The following is a 15,173-nucleotide window of genomic DNA, read 5'->3' on the forward strand; positions in this document are numbered from 1 at the left end:
AATATTCATTTAAGTCAAAAAACAACATCCCCATTTTATGAAAATAATTAAAGTACAAGCCCTTAGTGGTCCCAATATATGGAGCATACGAAGAAAAAAATTAATCCAAATGCGATTGGATTTGGAGGAAATCGAACAATTCCCAACTAATAAAATAGACGGATTTAGAGAACGAATCGAAGCCATGTTGCCTACAATGATTGAACATCGTTGTTCTGAAGGCTGTCGCGGCGGATTTTTTTCCAGAGTAGAAAGTGGTACTTGGATGGGTCACGTGATTGAACATATTGCACTCGAAATTCAATCTTTGGCTGGAATGGAAACTGGATTTGGTAGAACCAGAGAAACCAAAACTCCGGGAACTTATAATGTAGTCTTTAGTTATACCGAAGAAAATGTTGGTCTTTTTGCGGCTGAATCATCTGTGGCAATCGCCGAAGCTTTAATTGCCGGAAGAGAATATGATGTGGATGCTGATTTACAGAAAATGCGTGAAATACGGGAACGTGTTCGACTTGGACCAAGTACAGGAAGTATTGTAGAAGAAGCTGTTTCCAGAAATATTCCTTGGATAAGATTGGGAACAAATTCATTAGTTCAACTAGGATATGGTATTAATCAAATGCGTTTTCAGGCAACAATTACTTGTAAAACCAGCAGTATCGCAGTAGATATTGCCTGCAACAAAGAACAAACTAAGAAAATGTTGGAGATGGCATCAATCCCAGTAGCCAGCGGAAGCATTTGTATAGATGAAGAAAGTTTAGCGGAAGTGATAAAAAAAATTGGTTATCCTATCGTACTAAAACCATTGGGTGGAAATCATGGAAAAGGAGCTTCTATTAATGTTACTAATTGGGAAGACGCCGTTTCTGGTTTGGCATTCGCACAAGAATATGGTAAACGCGTTATTGTCGAGAAATTTATAACTGGATTCGATTTTAGAATATTGGTAATCGACAATAAACTTGTCGCTGCAGCAAAAAGAGTTCCTGCTCATGTAATAGGAAACGGGAAAGACAACATTCAGCAATTAATTGACACAACCAATCTGGATCCTAGAAGAGGTTATGGACATGAAAATGTGCTGACCCAAATCGATGTGGATCGAGATACTGAAGATTTGTTGGAAAAATTAGGCTATACATTGGAAACTATTCCACGAATTGGCGAAATAGTTTTCCTAAAATCCACTGCTAATTTAAGTACAGGTGGAACTTCTGTGGATGTTACCGATATGATGCACCCAGAAAACATCTTCCTTGCCGAAAGAATTTCAAGAGTAATTGGACTGGATATCTGCGGAGTGGATATCATGGCCGAGAATTTAACGCAACCATTAAAAGAAAATGGTGGTGTAATTCTGGAAGTAAATGCCGCTCCTGGATTTAGAATGCACCTTGCCCCTTCCGAAGGACTGCCCAGAAATGTTGCTGCGCCAGTGATTGATATGTTGTATCCTCCCGGTAAATCATGTCGTATTCCAATTATTGCAGTTACTGGTACCAATGGTAAGACTACAACTACTCGTCTTTTGGCTCACATTGTAAAAAATAATGGATTCAAAGTAGGATTCACCACATCTGATGGGATTTATATTCAAAATCACATGATGGAAAAAGGAGATACAACAGGACCTATTAGTGCCGAATATATTTTGAGAGATCCAACGGTAGAATTCGCTGTTCTGGAAACTGCCCGTGGCGGAATCCTTCGTTCCGGTTTAGGTTTTACTCTTTGCGATATTGGAATCATTACTAATATTCAGGAAGATCATTTGGGATTAAGCGACATACACACGTTAGATGATTTGGCCAGAGTCAAAGCAACAGTAGTAAAAAGCATCAAGAAAAGTGGTTGGGCAGTTTTGAATGGAGACGATGAACAATGTGTAAAATTAGGCCAAGACCTGAATTGTAATATTGCGTATTTTAGTTTGAGTGAAGACAGTGATTTCATCAAAAAACTATGCGCTGAAGGAAAAACAGTTGCGGTTTATGAAAATGGCTATATTACCATCAAAAAAGGAGAATGGAAAATTCGAATTGAGCGTGCCACTCACGTACCTTTAACATTGGGCGGAAAAGCGAAATTTATGATTGCCAATGTACTTGCGGCAACTTTAGCAAGTTATTTATGGGGTTTTAAAACCGAAGATATCAGTTTGTCTTTACAGACTTTTATTCCAAGTGCAGCACAAACTCCAGGCCGCATGAATATTTTTGAGTTCAAGAAATTCAAAGTACTGATTGATTTTGCTCATAATGCATCCGGTTATAAAGGTGTTGAAGAATATTTACAAAGTGTCGATGCAACTAAGAAAATCGGAATAATAGCCGGTGTTGGAGACCGTCGTGACGAAGACATTAGGGAATGTGCCAATATTGCCGCAAGAATGTTTGATCATATAATCATTCGACAAGAAAAATATTTGAGAGGAAGAACCGAAGACGAAATTATTAATTTAATTCTCGAAGGAATTAAAACTTCTGGCAAAACGGTTACGTATGAAATTATTCCTAAAGAAACCGAAGCAATTAAACATGCTATAAATTGCGCCGAAGAAGGAAGTTTTATCACCGCATTAAGTGATGTTGTAACTAATGCCATCGATATTGTACAAGAATATTTAGACAAAGAAAACGAACCTGAAAGCGTTTAATTTTTTTCAATAAATAACAAAAGCTACTGTAACAAGTAGCTTTTTTTTCGTTTTAGTATGACACTTTTATCCCTGTAATGGTGGTTTAATTTAGTAGCTGTTTCCTGCTTTCGCCTTTATCTTTGTTCGTTCCTCTCAAAGGATATCGGTTCAATCAGGGCTATAGTTCATATGCCGTAATACCTTTATTTTTATAAAATTGACATTACCGTTTTCGTAGTTAATAATTTTAACGCATTCATCACCAACTCTGAATTTCCTTTTTCGTTCCGTCGCGGACTCCAAGTGTCAACCACAAAATTCTTAGAATACAAACCAGCAATTCTTCCTGTAATTCCGCTTTTATCAGGCAATTGCACTGTATAGTAAATTCTCCCGACTCATCATAAAAACCACAAGTTTGCATTAAAGCATTAAGTCTTTTTACTTAACTTTTGGTTAAAATTGGTATTCCAGCTTTAGTTTCCCCTTCATTGGCAAGAAAGAAAAAAGACTGCGCTAATTCTTTACACGGCATTTCTACGGAATACTAATGGAAATAAAAATCCAGAACTTCATCCACATCGTTATTTATATTCCTAAAAGATTTTAAAAAATTAGCCAAAACGATATTCCTGAAACGAGTACTTTTTTCCGATTGTGCTACTTTTAAATTAAAATCAATCGTTGGATTACCAGAGATCATTCGTGTAAAATCCAGAAAATCTTGTTTTGGGTTTTCCAAATGGTTCACAAGCATATATTGCGCCTTCATTAATAAAAGGATTTCGGGCAATTCCTTTTCATATTTTAATTGTACTAATGAATTAATGGCACTTCGTAATGACTCAACTACCAATCGCTTTCCTATTTTTTCATCCAAAAAAAAAATCAAATGCAACAGTCAGGGCTTTCGATATACTTTGAATATAAAATTTTTTAATACTATAACCAATGCTAAAATCTTGCCTTCTATTGTAGTCAAATGAATGCCAAATTTATCTGGATTTACTTTAGCTAATTCGGGAATGGAAGAAGTAGCTTTCCCTTGTGAGTGCCGTTTTTTAGATTCTATATCTATTTCTTATAAAATGACTTTGTAATTCATGTAAAGAATTTAATACATTTAAAATGATAAGATTATGTTTTCTGTTTTTTCTTTCTTGCTGCAGGAAACAAGACATTATTTAAAATCAAACGATATCCTGGAGAATTAGGATGCAAATCCAAAACTGTGGGAGAATCGCCCACCTGATGCTGGAAATCTTCAGGGTCATGTCCTCCATAAAAAGTAAACATACCTTTGCCTTTTTCACCATGAAAGTACCTTACTTCACCATTTAATTCGCAGGTTCCCATAACCAATATATTAGATTTGATGAGTGCTGGGTCAAAAGAAGTGGTTTGACCCATAAACCCTTTTACTAGTTGAGTATGATTTTGACATAGCATACTGGGAATAGGATCCCATTTTGCTGAAAATTCCATCAAAGTAAAATAATCCTTTTCCATTGGAATTCGTCTTTTCAAAGTCATATCAATATCTGAAAATTCGTATTGTTCCGGCCTTCTCTCTAAAATAAAATCTTTGAAAGCAAAAGTATTTCCATAATTCATCTTCGATTGGTAATTAGCATCACTCGCATCTCCATCAAACATGGTCTCACAAATATCAACACCATCGGCAGCCAAAGCAATATCAAAACTATCCGTTGCAGAACACATAGCAAACATGAAACCTCCACCAATTACGAAGTCCCTAATTTTTTTGGCAACAGCTCCCTTTTCTTGAGCCACTTTTGTATATCCTAATTTTGCAGCCAAAGCTTCAGCTTCTTTTTTTTGCTCGATGTACCAAGGCGCATTTCTATAGGCGCCAAAAAACTTACCATATTGACCCGTAAAATCTTCATGATGCAAATGCAGCCAATCATAAAGTAAAAGTTGGTCACTTAAAACTTCTTCATCATAAATTGGAGTAAAAGGTATTTCGGCATAAGTCAAAACCATAGTCACAGCATCATCCCAAGGTTGTTTCCCTTTGGGTGTGTAAACTGCAATTTTTGGTGCTTTTTCCAGAATAACCGTTTCCATATTTTGTGAAGGACTGGAAATTTCATTTAAGATTGTGGCTTCTTCAGTATCCGAAAGAATTTCAAAACTAACACCTCGGATTTGGCATTCTTTACGTATTTCAGGAGCATCGGGTAATAAAAAAGACCCTCCACGATAATTCAGTAACCAGCTCGCTTTATAATTTTTGTCTAAACACCAATATGTAATTCCATAAGCTTTAAGATGATTTTGCTGCGTGGTTTCATCCATTGGCAACAAAATAAAAGAAGCTTTTGCGGAAAAAGAAACTAGAATAACTAAGATATAAATAATTCGCTGCAACATTGTTTCTAAATTTTTATCTATCAAAGATAGCCCGTAAGTAATTAAAATGACAAAAATTTCACTCTAAAATAAAACTACAAATTCAGTAAGGCATAAAACACGTAAATATACGCATAGACAAACTATATCAAGTGCATAAATTTACATCTCAGTAAAAAACAGAAGCATCTATGGAAAATTTAGAAATAAACTGCAAGAAAAAAACCAAATCTTTCAATATGAAGATTTTTGCAATAAACATTGGAATCTCCCTATTAATAGTACTTATAGCCGTTTTCTATATAATGTGTTACCAGCTTTTTTTTGATTAAATATTTTACCTCATCCATTTTATGAGATAGTGCCCAACATAATATCATTTTGAATCGCATAGACAACTAAACCCGCAATATTTCTGGATTCAGTTTTCAATAACAAATTATTTCGATGCCCTTCAACCGTTCTGGGACTAATGAAAAGTTGATCTGCTATTTCAACCGTACTTTTCTGAAAACAGATAAGTTTAAGTACTTCAATTTCCCGTTTGGTAAGGAAGTTAGAGTCAAAGTTGCTTTTAACTTTTTTATTTGTTAATACATCTTCTGTAATAATTTTCATGATATAATCCGTGTAATAAAATCCTTTTAACGCAACCTCATTTATGGTGGTTACCAAATCATGGGGCGTAGCATTTTTAATCAAATACGAAACTGCACCAACATCAATCATATTTGCAACAAAAGATTTAGAATCATAGCTCGTAAGTGCAATAATTTTAATTTCAGGAAAATCTTGTCGAATAATTTTAGTAGCCTCGACTCCATTAATTATCGGCATTTTCAAATCCATCAAAATAATATCAGGATGATCATTGTTTGTCTTTAGGAACGAAATAAGTTCATTACCATTTGAAGCTTCAAAAATAATTTCCAGGTTTTTTTCGCGCTCCAACAAAAATGAAATTCCTTTTCTAAAAAGTATTTCATCATCTACCACTATTATTTTGATTGTGTTATTCATCTTTAAAAATTAAAAACTACTGAAATTCCATTATTAATAGCGGAATCTATCGTAATTATTCCTTTTAAAAAAGCCACTCTACTCTGGATATTTTTCATACCAAGACCTTTCTGATTTTTATTATTATCCAAATCAAAACCAATTCCATTATCGGAATAATAACAAATTTTTCCTTCTTTAGTGTTTTCAAAAAGGATAGAAATTACGGTTGCTTTTCCGTGGCGAAGCGAATTATTCATCAACTCTTGCAAAATTCTAAAAACATGTAAATGTTTGTCATTTTCTTCCATGTCAAACAACACTTTATTATCGTAGTTTACATTAATTACTTTAGAACTTCTAAATTCTAAACATAACTCCTCAACTCCGGCGTGAAGCCCAAATTTATCTAAAACGGGTGGCAAAAGTCCATGTGCAATTTTTCTGGAATTATCTAGAGCTTTAGTGGTAAGATTAATAATATTTGCAGTAATTTCAGTAACTTCTTCCCGAGATAAATTAGGGGTGTTTAGCAAATGACTGTTTAAAGAAACGATATTAAGTTTAGAACTAATGTCATCATGTAAGTCTTGTGCAATACGTTTACGCTCTTCTTCTTGAGTAATAATTACGGCACTTAAAAGCTCTTTTTGGTACTGAATTTCTAAATCTTTTTTTTCTAATTCTTTCTGAATAATCTTCTTTCTTGAAAAATAAAAAAACAAGACCATTACTGTTCCCATTAAAAAAAAAGCAAAACAAGCATAAAAAATAATTTCAATTATATCATTTTCATGTAAAGCATTTACCTTCATAAAGTTGCATTAATTATCTTTTCAGAGTTACTTTTTTTCCATTCTATTATTATGAAAACTTGATAAACGATAAATAATATAGCATTCAAAATCCATGGAAATTTATTTAGTTTTGGACTTAATGATGTCATAAGGTTACCTACTAAAAACAAAATGGTACTCCCAAACAAGTAAAGCAAAATTCCCATATTGATATAATAAAATTCTTTTTTTGAATTCAACATATTGTAAAAATGAAAAACGGCATAAATAATCAATAAAAAGGAGGTTATGAAAATTTCAAACAAATTAAATTTAAAAAACAAACTGGGATTAAGTCCGTATTGAATGCCTAATAACAGCAAACAAGAAATAAATCCAATGTTTACTATTCTTTTTTGAAATGCCTCTTTGAATAAATTTTTATAAAAGATACTGAGCATAATAAATTGTCCAATAAAATAAAAATGAGACAGATATAAATTTTGATACTGAAGATTTACCAAAATTTTGGATCCCAATTGAATACTAAGAATAATTGCCAGATAAAAAGTAAAAATCTTAAACTCTTTATTTTGAAACCGAAAGTCTTTAATAAAAAGAATTAAATTACATATCAAAATCAAATTACCAATATTTGCAAATATTTTTAACATCTTGTTTTCTTATTTAAACATTGGACTTTCAGGATCGCATGCCGTAGGACAAGGTTCTGTAAAATCATAAATAGCATCCGCTTCCTTGTTGACTCCATCTCCTTCAGAAATCATATCTACATAAATACCAGTCAAAGGATCCAATTTAGTTCCAACAATCATTAATTTTTCAACGCCTTTATCATTTACGCCAATATACGCTCTTACTGCATCAATACCTTCGACCAATACTTCCAAAATGTCTTTTTTAGGGATTAAAAAAGCATGTACATGATGATGTTTATTGTATTGACCCTCTTCTTTAGACCAACGCTTAGCCCAACGTTGTGCTTCATTAAGTGATATTGCGTTTGTTAATTTATTTAATTGAGGGTTTTCGGTAAAATTTTCTTCAGACATATTTATAAGTTACTTAATTTAAAATAGAAGACAATTATTTGCTAAACTACTAATTAATATTACCTTAACAAAACAAATTTACTATTTATACTATTAAAAAAGCCTAAATTATTAATGATTTAGGCTTTTTTAATAGTATAAATATAAGAAACAAAAATTTTATTTTTTTTTTCTAAAACGGCACATCGCTATCGTCGTCATCGTCATTCAGATTACTACCAAAAGCTTCATTAGCCGAAGGCAGATTTTTAGTAATAAAAGGATTATCATCTTGATTCATACTTGATGGTAAATCATCATAACCGCCACTGTAATCTTCCAAATTATCAAATTTTCCTAAATGACCAATAAACTTCAAACGAACATTTTCTATACTTCCGTTACGGTGTTTGGCAATCATAATTTCTGCCTGACCTGCAGTTGGCGAAGCTTCATCATCATCCCACTCATCAATTTTGTAATATTCGGGACGGTATAAAAATGATACAATGTCGGCATCTTGCTCAATCGCTCCAGATTCACGTAGGTCAGAAAGCAAGGGTCTTTTACTGGACCCACGGGTTTCGACCGCACGCGACAATTGGGAAAGTGCAATAACAGGTACATTCAATTCCTTGGCTAATGCTTTTAAATTTCGGGAAATCGTAGAAATCTCCTGCTCTCGATTTCCTCCCCCTTTTCCGTTTCCGCCAGCCGTCATCAATTGCAAGTAATCCACAATGATAATTCGAATACCATGCTGAGAAACCAAACGTCTAGCTTTAGCCCTTAAATCGAAAATTGACAATGAAGGCGTATCATCAATAAACAAAGGTGCTTTTTCTAAATTCTTGACTTTGGTACTCAGTTGTTCCCATTCGTGTTTTTCAAGTTTTCCAGTACGCAATTTCTCGGATGACAAACCTGTCTCCGAAGAAATCAAACGGGTGATCAATTGAACCGATGCCATCTCCAGCGAAAATAAGGCTACTGGCATTCCGTAATCAATTGCCATATTGCGGGCCATTGATAATACAAATGCGGTTTTACCCATTGCTGGCCTTGCTGCAATAATAATTAAATCACTTGGTTGCCAACCGGAAGTAATCTTATCTAATTTATCAAAACCAGTCGCTACACCACTTAATCCTTCCTGGCCAGCGATTTCTTCAATACGTTTTTTAGCTTGCAACACTAAACTTTGCGCCGTTTCGGAACTACGCTTTATGTTCCCTTGTGTTATTTCGTACAATTTAGATTCAGCTCTATCCAATAAATCAAAAACATCCGTTGTTTCATCATAAGAATCCTCGATAATTTCAGTTGAAATACGAATCAAACTGCGTTGTATAAATTTCTGAAGTATAATCCTGGAATGAAATTCAATGTGCGCTGAAGACGATATCTTTTGCGTAAGCTGAATTAAGTAAAAATCCCCTCCTGCCAAATCTAATTTTCCGTTTTTCTTAAGTTGGGCAGAAACGGTTAACAAGTCAATAGGCTGTGTTTCTGTAAACAACTGAACAATGGCCTCAAAAATATGTTTGTGTCCTTCTTTATAAAAAGCATCGGGTTGTAAAATATCAATTACATCATCTACCCCTTTTTTATCAATCATCATAGCACCAAGAACAGCCTCTTCTAAATCGAGAACCTGTGGTTGCAATTTTCCTTTTTCCAGGTTTATTATAGTTGTTTTATCAATCTTCACAGGATTAATATTTCTGAAGTTTTCCATGTAACGAAAGTAGCTAAAATTTAAAAAAAATAATGATTGAGTTGTTACAAATAATTGTTCATAAGTAACTGTTTTTTGTTTATAACCAAAAAAAAATCCGAAACAATAAGGCTTCGGATCAAATTTAAATTTGTAAGAATTTATTCCTTATATTCACCCATTTTACTGTATTTATCCATTCTTTGAGCAATTAATTCTTCTGTTGATAAGTCTTTCAATTCATTGAATCCTTTCATGATATATTGCTCTACAGTTTTGAAAGCAGCCGCTCTGTCGTAATGCGCTCCACCTAAAGGCTCAGGAATGATATCATCGACTAATTTTTGTTTTTTCATATCTGAAGAAGTCAATTTCAAAGCTTCAGCAGCTTGTTCTTTATACTCCCAACTTTTCCAAAGAATAGAAGAACATGATTCAGGAGAAATAACAGAATACCAAGTGTTTTCCATCATGTATACTCGATCTCCAACTCCTATTCCTAATGCTCCACCTGATGCTCCTTCTCCAACAATAACGGTAATAATTGGCACTTTTAAACGTACCATTTCAAAAATGTTTCTGGCAATTGCTTCTCCTTGTCCGCGTTCCTCCGCTTCAAGTCCCGGATATGCGCCCGGCGTATCAATTAAAGTCAAGACTGGAATGCCAAACTTCTCTGCCATTTTCATTAATCGCAACGCTTTGCGGTATCCTTCCGGATTTGCCATTCCGAAATTTCGGAACTGACGCGTCTTTGTATTAAATCCTTTTTGTTGACCTACAATCATAAAAGATTGTCCGTCTATTTTTCCTAAACCACCAATCATGGCTTTATCATCTTTAAAACCTCTGTCTCCAAAAAGTTCCAAGAACGTTTCTCCACATAGCGCCCGTACATGGTCCATAGTGTACGGACGACTTGGGTGTCTGGATAGTTGAACGCGTTGCCAGGCAGTTAAGTTTTTATAAATTTTTCTTTTAGTTTCTTCTAGTTTTTTGTTGATTTGTTTGCAAGTATTTGTTACATCAACATCCGATTCTTGACCAATAACAAGACATTTATCTAACTGATCTTCGAGTTCTTTTATTGGAAGTTCAAAATCTAAATATTCCATAGGATTTCTACGTTTTTGTTTTTAATTCGAACCGCAAATATAAAATTTTAAATCGTTCAAAAAGGGTATTTTTTCATTTATGTCTCCTACTGCTCTTTAATAAATAATTAAAATCATTTTTTAATTATAGAGAAACTATCTTTATTCCTTTGCAGTAGTAAAAGGGGAAGTATCTTTATATCAACTGAAGTTCCTTTTTTAAATCAAAAACCATTCAAAATCTAAGCTTGAATTTTAAATGTTTTACGACAGAAAATTATTTTTTTTCTGCCTCTAATTGTTTTCTGGATTTGTAAGATTTTAAATACTCCCCCTTAGGAGTGCCATCATCAAAGGAACTAAATTTCATTAACAGTCTAACACCTTGACGCGCTGCTTCGTTAGTGAAATTTTCATATTCTATTCTATACAGTGCTGAATACATTTCGGCGCGGCCAATGCCATGATAGCAATGAATCAACACTGGATAATTTGCTTTGTTATCCATTATTTTAAAAAACCGGTCTAAGTTTTCTTGTTTCGGAACCTGATCTGACCCGTTATTAAAATAGTTCACTCCTTTCATCTTTGCCACTGCTTTCTGTTCCGCGGTTAATTCAGCAGGAATTTCCGGATTATTCTTTAAATCTGTTGTTCCTGGAAAACGCAAATCAACAATCGATTTTATATGATATTTGGTAACGTAACTTTCCAATTCATCTGGCGGAATAACACCGGATTTATAAACTTTACCCTCCGTAATTGTCTCAAAATTATGATTTATATTCATGTCATAAATCTCTTTACCACCAAAAAATAAAATCACCGCCAGCAACAAAAAACCGATTATCTTTTTACTTCTTTTCATGCTATTGTTTTATTTTTTTTTAATGGAAACTGAAATTGCAATTCTTTACTCTCGTTTTACAATCACGGCTGCTTGCTACTGCAAAGGACTGACATAATACTCAAATATTACTATTTAGCTAAATTTACATAAAAAAGAAATGGTTTTCTAGTCAAAATAATCTTGGTGGCTTCTACTATTTAAAAAAAAACAGTGAAAAAGTGACCTAATTGTCCTTTTTAGAATGTTTAATCACGCCATTGAGGATTACGGTAATTACAATTATTACAGCTCCGATATAAAACTCAAAGCTCATTTTTTCTTTTCCGCCAAGTATAAAATAAGCCAATATAATCCCATAAACAGGTTCTAAATTGGTTGTCAGCATTACGGTGTAAGGCGTCAGTTTTTGCATGACTTTTACTGATGCCGTAAAAGCGTAAGCGGTACATATAGAAGCTAAAATTAGAATCAAAATCCAATTATTGACCGTTAAAACAAAGAAATCCAAAGAGAATTTTTGTTGCAATAAAAAGTAAACAGTAATAAAAAACACACCCGCCAAGAATTCATAAAAGGAGATAACTGAAGGATCGTTATTTTCTATTAATTTCCCGTTCATAAGGGTAAACAAAACACCCAATATTATGGCCACCAAAGCGTATAGCATGCCTTCTAGATAGTTCACTTCAACTTTCATAATAAGTGCCAGCCCGGCAATAATGATAAGCCCAAAAAACACTTCATACCAAAGTACTTTCCTTCCATAAAAAATAGGTTCTAGTATCGATGCAAAAAAAGCACCCAAGGAGAAAACCGAAAGTGTAATTGACACATTAGAAACGTGAATGGCTTTGAAAAAAAAGATCCAATGAAGCGCTATCAATAAGCCCACAAAAATCATTTTCAAAAAAGATTTCATTGGAATTTTAAAGGATTTCTTTTTGAATACAATAAACAGCGATAAAAAAACACTGGCAAAAAGCATTCGATACCAAACTAAAGCATCGGCAGTAATGGTAATTAACGCCCCTAAAATAGCGGTAAAACCCCATATAAAAACTATAAAATGGAGGTTTAAGTAACTTTTTAATTTATCGTTTTGCATTTCGTAAGAGATAAACGGCTAATATTCCGAAACCAATATTTGGTAACCAAACGGCCAACATGGGTGGAATACTGGATTTCTCCGCTAGTACCCCAAATATCTTATCAAAGAAAACAAAGGCAAAAGCCAATGCAATTCCTATAGCCAGATTTATTCCCATACCGCCTCTACGTTTCATGGACGAAACAGAAACTGCGATAATAGTCAGAATAAATGCTGAAACCGGCACGCTGAATTTCTTGTACAAAACCACTAAATATATATTGATATTAGAGGAACCGCGACTTCTTTCTTTGTCAATAAATTTGACTAATTTATCCAAAGTCAATGTTTCTGCTATATAAATCACAGGAGTTAAATCTTCTAATTCAAAATTAAAACGAGCGACTTTCTCTGGGGATTTTTCAATCTGGTCATTCAGTTCCCCTACCGTTCTTTTGGTATAATCATACATGGTATAATTACGCTCTTTCGGATTCCATTTTATCCTGCTGGCAGTAATTTTGTATACTAACTTCTCGTTTTTAAATTTCTCCAATGAAAAATTAAAAGCAATCTTAGACAACGGGTTAAAGCTATTTACATAGATAAATTCAGTATCACTAATTTGCCTAAACACATCGGTGTTATCGCCTCTCATCGCCTCTTTTCCTCCTGTTTTTAGGTAGGTATATCTAAAATTGTTAAACCCTTCGCTGGATTTAGGAACAACAAAGAAACCCATCAACAAAACAAAAACGGAAACAATGGAAGCCCCAATTAGGAAAGGTCTTAAAAACCGTGTAAACGAAATCCCCGAACTCAAAATGGCGATAATCTCCGTATTGTTGGCTAATTTTGAGGTAAACCAAATAATCGATAAAAACAAAAAGATCGGAAATAAGGAATTCGCAAAATAAATAGTGAAATGATAATAGTAGATTGCAATTTCAATAAAGGGAACTTTATTCTCCAGCATGAAATTAATCTTCTCCGAAACATCGATAACAATTCCTATGGGTATAAACATTAACAACATAGCCGAAAACGTGGCTAAATATCTTTTTAGGATGTATTTGTCAATTATTGTTAACATGTTTTTTTGGGTTCTGGATATTGGGTATTGGGTTGTTAGATAAAACCTAATACCCAAAACCTAATGCCTAATTTATAATCGTTGGTTCATATTCTTCACCATCATTTCTTTCCAAGGCTTGAAATCGCCTGCTAAGATATGTTTTCTAGCCTCACGAACCAACCACATATAAAAGCCAAGATTATGGATTGTGGCAATTTGTTTTCCCAGGTATTCGTTGGCAGCAAAAAGGTGACGCAAATACGCTTTAGTATATTCGGTATCTACAAAGGTGATTCCCATTTCGTCAACTGGCGAAAAATCGTCCGCCCATTTTTTGTTTTTGATATTTATAGAACCGTTAGCGGTAAACAACATTCCGTTTCTGGCGTTACGCGTAGGCATCACACAGTCAAACATGTCAATCCCAAGGGCAATATTTTCGAGAATATTTATCGGAGTTCCCACGCCCATCAAGTAACGGGGCTTGTCTTCTGGTAAAATTTCACAAACCACTTCCGTCATTGCGTACATTTCCTCAGCCGGTTCCCCTACTGAAAGTCCGCCAATAGCGTTTCCTACTTGATTCGAGTTGGCAATATATTCCGCGGATTGTCTTCGCAAATCTTTATAGGTACTTCCCTGAACAATAGGAAAAAAAGCTTGGTCGTAACCATATTTAACCGGCACTTTATCCAAGTGGCTGATGCAACGGTCCAACCAGCGGTGCGTCATGTGCATAGAACGCTGCGCATAACGAAAATCACAAGGATACGGCGTGCACTCATCAAAAGCCATGATAATATCAGCACCTATGGTACGCTGAATTTCCATCACATTCTCTGGTGTAAAAAAGTGGTACGAACCGTCAATATGCGATTTGAATTTCACTCCTTCTTCCTTAATTTTTCGGTTGGCTGAAAGCGAATACACTTGGTACCCACCAGAATCTGTCAAAATATTACGGTCCCAGTTCATGAATTTATGCAATCCCCCTGCTTTTTCCAGAATTTCAGTTTGTGGTCGCAGGTATAAATGGTAGGTATTTCCCAAGATAATATCTGGGTTTATATCTTCTTTCAATTCGCGTTGATGTACCCCTTTTACCGAAGCTACAGTTCCAACAGGCATAAAAATTGGGGTTTCAATCACACCGTGATCCGTGGTAATACTTCCCGCTCTGGCTTTGGACAGCGGATCTTTTTTTAATAAATCAAACTTCATATAGGCGTTTTTCAGTGCGCAAAGATAGGTTAATTTGAAACCCACATCAAAAAAATATTTTCCTTCAAATGAAATGAAAAGGGATACTCCCGACAACCAAAATCAAAATACCATTTACCAAATCATTTTGGGCGTGCCCTAAAAAGGTCGGGTCATCCGCTGTATCTTTTGTTCCACTGCATTTTTCTTTGCCAGTCATTCTTCTTGTCACAAAAGGATGCCGCTACTGCCCCTCACGCGAAACAGCCATAATTCCACCAGCCACATTGCCGTAATAAACTT

Annotated in this window: 13 protein-coding genes; 1 reads left to right on the forward strand and 12 read right to left on the reverse strand. The window is 34.5% G+C overall.

What is annotated here, in order from left to right; translation table 11 throughout:
- The first annotated feature begins 37 nt into the window (after positions 1-37).
- Entirely contained in the window at positions 38-2,662 is a 2,625-nt protein-coding gene (gene cphA, locus C4S35_RS12990) for a cyanophycin synthetase (protein WP_104000588.1), read from the forward strand.
- A 191-nt stretch (positions 2,663-2,853) separates the two neighbouring features.
- Here cphA and C4S35_RS16115 read toward each other — a convergent pair whose 3' ends face one another.
- The 12 genes from C4S35_RS16115 to tgt all read right to left on the reverse strand — a co-directional run bounded on the left by C4S35_RS16115 (position 2,854) and on the right by tgt (position 14,891).
- Positions 2,854-3,015 carry a glutaminase gene (locus C4S35_RS16115; RefSeq protein ID WP_244175279.1) on the reverse strand — a complete coding sequence of 54 codons (162 nt, stop codon included), beginning with the start codon at positions 3,013-3,015 and terminating at the stop codon, positions 2,854-2,856.
- 176 nt (positions 3,016-3,191) lie between these two features.
- Positions 3,192-3,524: a glutaminase gene (locus C4S35_RS16120; RefSeq protein ID WP_341865133.1), complete on the reverse strand. Its 333-nt coding sequence runs from the start codon at positions 3,522-3,524 to the stop codon at positions 3,192-3,194.
- A 257-nt stretch (positions 3,525-3,781) separates the two neighbouring features.
- Positions 3,782-5,041 carry an asparagine synthetase B gene (locus C4S35_RS13000; protein WP_104000657.1) on the reverse strand — a complete coding sequence of 420 codons (1,260 nt, stop codon included), beginning with the start codon at positions 5,039-5,041 and terminating at the stop codon, positions 3,782-3,784.
- 330 nt (positions 5,042-5,371) lie between these two features.
- Positions 5,372-6,040 carry a response regulator transcription factor gene (locus C4S35_RS13005; protein ID WP_104000589.1) on the reverse strand — a complete coding sequence of 223 codons (669 nt, stop codon included), beginning with the start codon at positions 6,038-6,040 and terminating at the stop codon, positions 5,372-5,374.
- Between the two features lie 2 nt (positions 6,041-6,042).
- On the reverse strand, positions 6,043-6,834 hold the full coding sequence (locus C4S35_RS13010) for a sensor histidine kinase (protein WP_104000590.1): 792 nt from the start codon (positions 6,832-6,834) through the stop codon (positions 6,043-6,045).
- A gap of 644 nt (positions 6,835-7,478) precedes the next feature.
- Positions 7,479-7,868, reverse strand: coding sequence for a hypothetical protein (locus C4S35_RS13020; RefSeq protein WP_104000592.1), 390 nt, complete (start codon positions 7,866-7,868; stop codon positions 7,479-7,481).
- A gap of 172 nt (positions 7,869-8,040) precedes the next feature.
- Positions 8,041-9,585, reverse strand: coding sequence for a replicative DNA helicase (gene dnaB, locus C4S35_RS13025; protein WP_104000593.1), 1,545 nt, complete (start codon positions 9,583-9,585; stop codon positions 8,041-8,043).
- A gap of 140 nt (positions 9,586-9,725) precedes the next feature.
- The gene (locus C4S35_RS13030) at positions 9,726-10,679 is read right to left on the reverse strand and encodes an acetyl-CoA carboxylase carboxyltransferase subunit alpha (RefSeq protein WP_104000594.1); all 954 of its coding nucleotides are present in this window, start codon (positions 10,677-10,679) and stop codon (positions 9,726-9,728) included.
- A 256-nt stretch (positions 10,680-10,935) separates the two neighbouring features.
- The gene (locus C4S35_RS13035; RefSeq protein ID WP_104000595.1) at positions 10,936-11,526 is read right to left on the reverse strand and encodes a dual specificity protein phosphatase family protein; all 591 of its coding nucleotides are present in this window, start codon (positions 11,524-11,526) and stop codon (positions 10,936-10,938) included.
- Positions 11,527-11,731: 205 nt separating this feature from the next.
- The gene (locus C4S35_RS13040) at positions 11,732-12,613 is read right to left on the reverse strand and encodes a DMT family transporter (protein WP_104000596.1); all 882 of its coding nucleotides are present in this window, start codon (positions 12,611-12,613) and stop codon (positions 11,732-11,734) included.
- The gene (locus tag C4S35_RS13045) at positions 12,600-13,688 is read right to left on the reverse strand and encodes an LptF/LptG family permease (RefSeq protein WP_104000597.1); all 1,089 of its coding nucleotides are present in this window, start codon (positions 13,686-13,688) and stop codon (positions 12,600-12,602) included. The genes C4S35_RS13040 and C4S35_RS13045 overlap by 14 nt, the downstream gene beginning before the upstream one ends.
- Before the next feature lie 72 nt (positions 13,689-13,760).
- On the reverse strand, positions 13,761-14,891 hold the full coding sequence (gene tgt / locus C4S35_RS13050; protein ID WP_104000598.1) for a tRNA guanosine(34) transglycosylase Tgt: 1,131 nt from the start codon (positions 14,889-14,891) through the stop codon (positions 13,761-13,763).
- Positions 14,892-15,173: the final 282 nt, after the last annotated feature.

The organism is Flavobacterium urumqiense, from assembly GCF_900108015.1.
GTDB classification, from domain to species: domain Bacteria; phylum Bacteroidota; class Bacteroidia; order Flavobacteriales; family Flavobacteriaceae; genus Flavobacterium; species Flavobacterium urumqiense.

Coding starts and splice junctions, on each gene's coding strand:
- cphA (WP_104000588.1), top strand. CDS start 38: ATGAAAATAATTAAAGTACAAGCCCTTAGTGGTCCCAATATATGGAGC.
- C4S35_RS13000 (WP_104000657.1), bottom strand. CDS start 5,041: ATGTTGCAGCGAATTATTTATATCTTAGTTATTCTAGTTTCTTTTTCC.
- C4S35_RS13005 (WP_104000589.1), bottom strand. CDS start 6,040: ATGAATAACACAATCAAAATAATAGTGGTAGATGATGAAATACTTTTT.
- C4S35_RS13010 (WP_104000590.1), bottom strand. CDS start 6,834: ATGAAGGTAAATGCTTTACATGAAAATGATATAATTGAAATTATTTTT.
- C4S35_RS13020 (WP_104000592.1), bottom strand. CDS start 7,868: ATGTCTGAAGAAAATTTTACCGAAAACCCTCAATTAAATAAATTAACA.
- dnaB (WP_104000593.1), bottom strand. CDS start 9,585: ATGGAAAACTTCAGAAATATTAATCCTGTGAAGATTGATAAAACAACT.
- C4S35_RS13030 (WP_104000594.1), bottom strand. CDS start 10,679: ATGGAATATTTAGATTTTGAACTTCCAATAAAAGAACTCGAAGATCAG.
- C4S35_RS13035 (WP_104000595.1), bottom strand. CDS start 11,526: ATGAAAAGAAGTAAAAAGATAATCGGTTTTTTGTTGCTGGCGGTGATT.
- C4S35_RS13040 (WP_104000596.1), bottom strand. CDS start 12,613: ATGCAAAACGATAAATTAAAAAGTTACTTAAACCTCCATTTTATAGTT.
- C4S35_RS13045 (WP_104000597.1), bottom strand. CDS start 13,688: ATGTTAACAATAATTGACAAATACATCCTAAAAAGATATTTAGCCACG.
- tgt (WP_104000598.1), bottom strand. CDS start 14,891: ATGAAGTTTGATTTATTAAAAAAAGATCCGCTGTCCAAAGCCAGAGCG.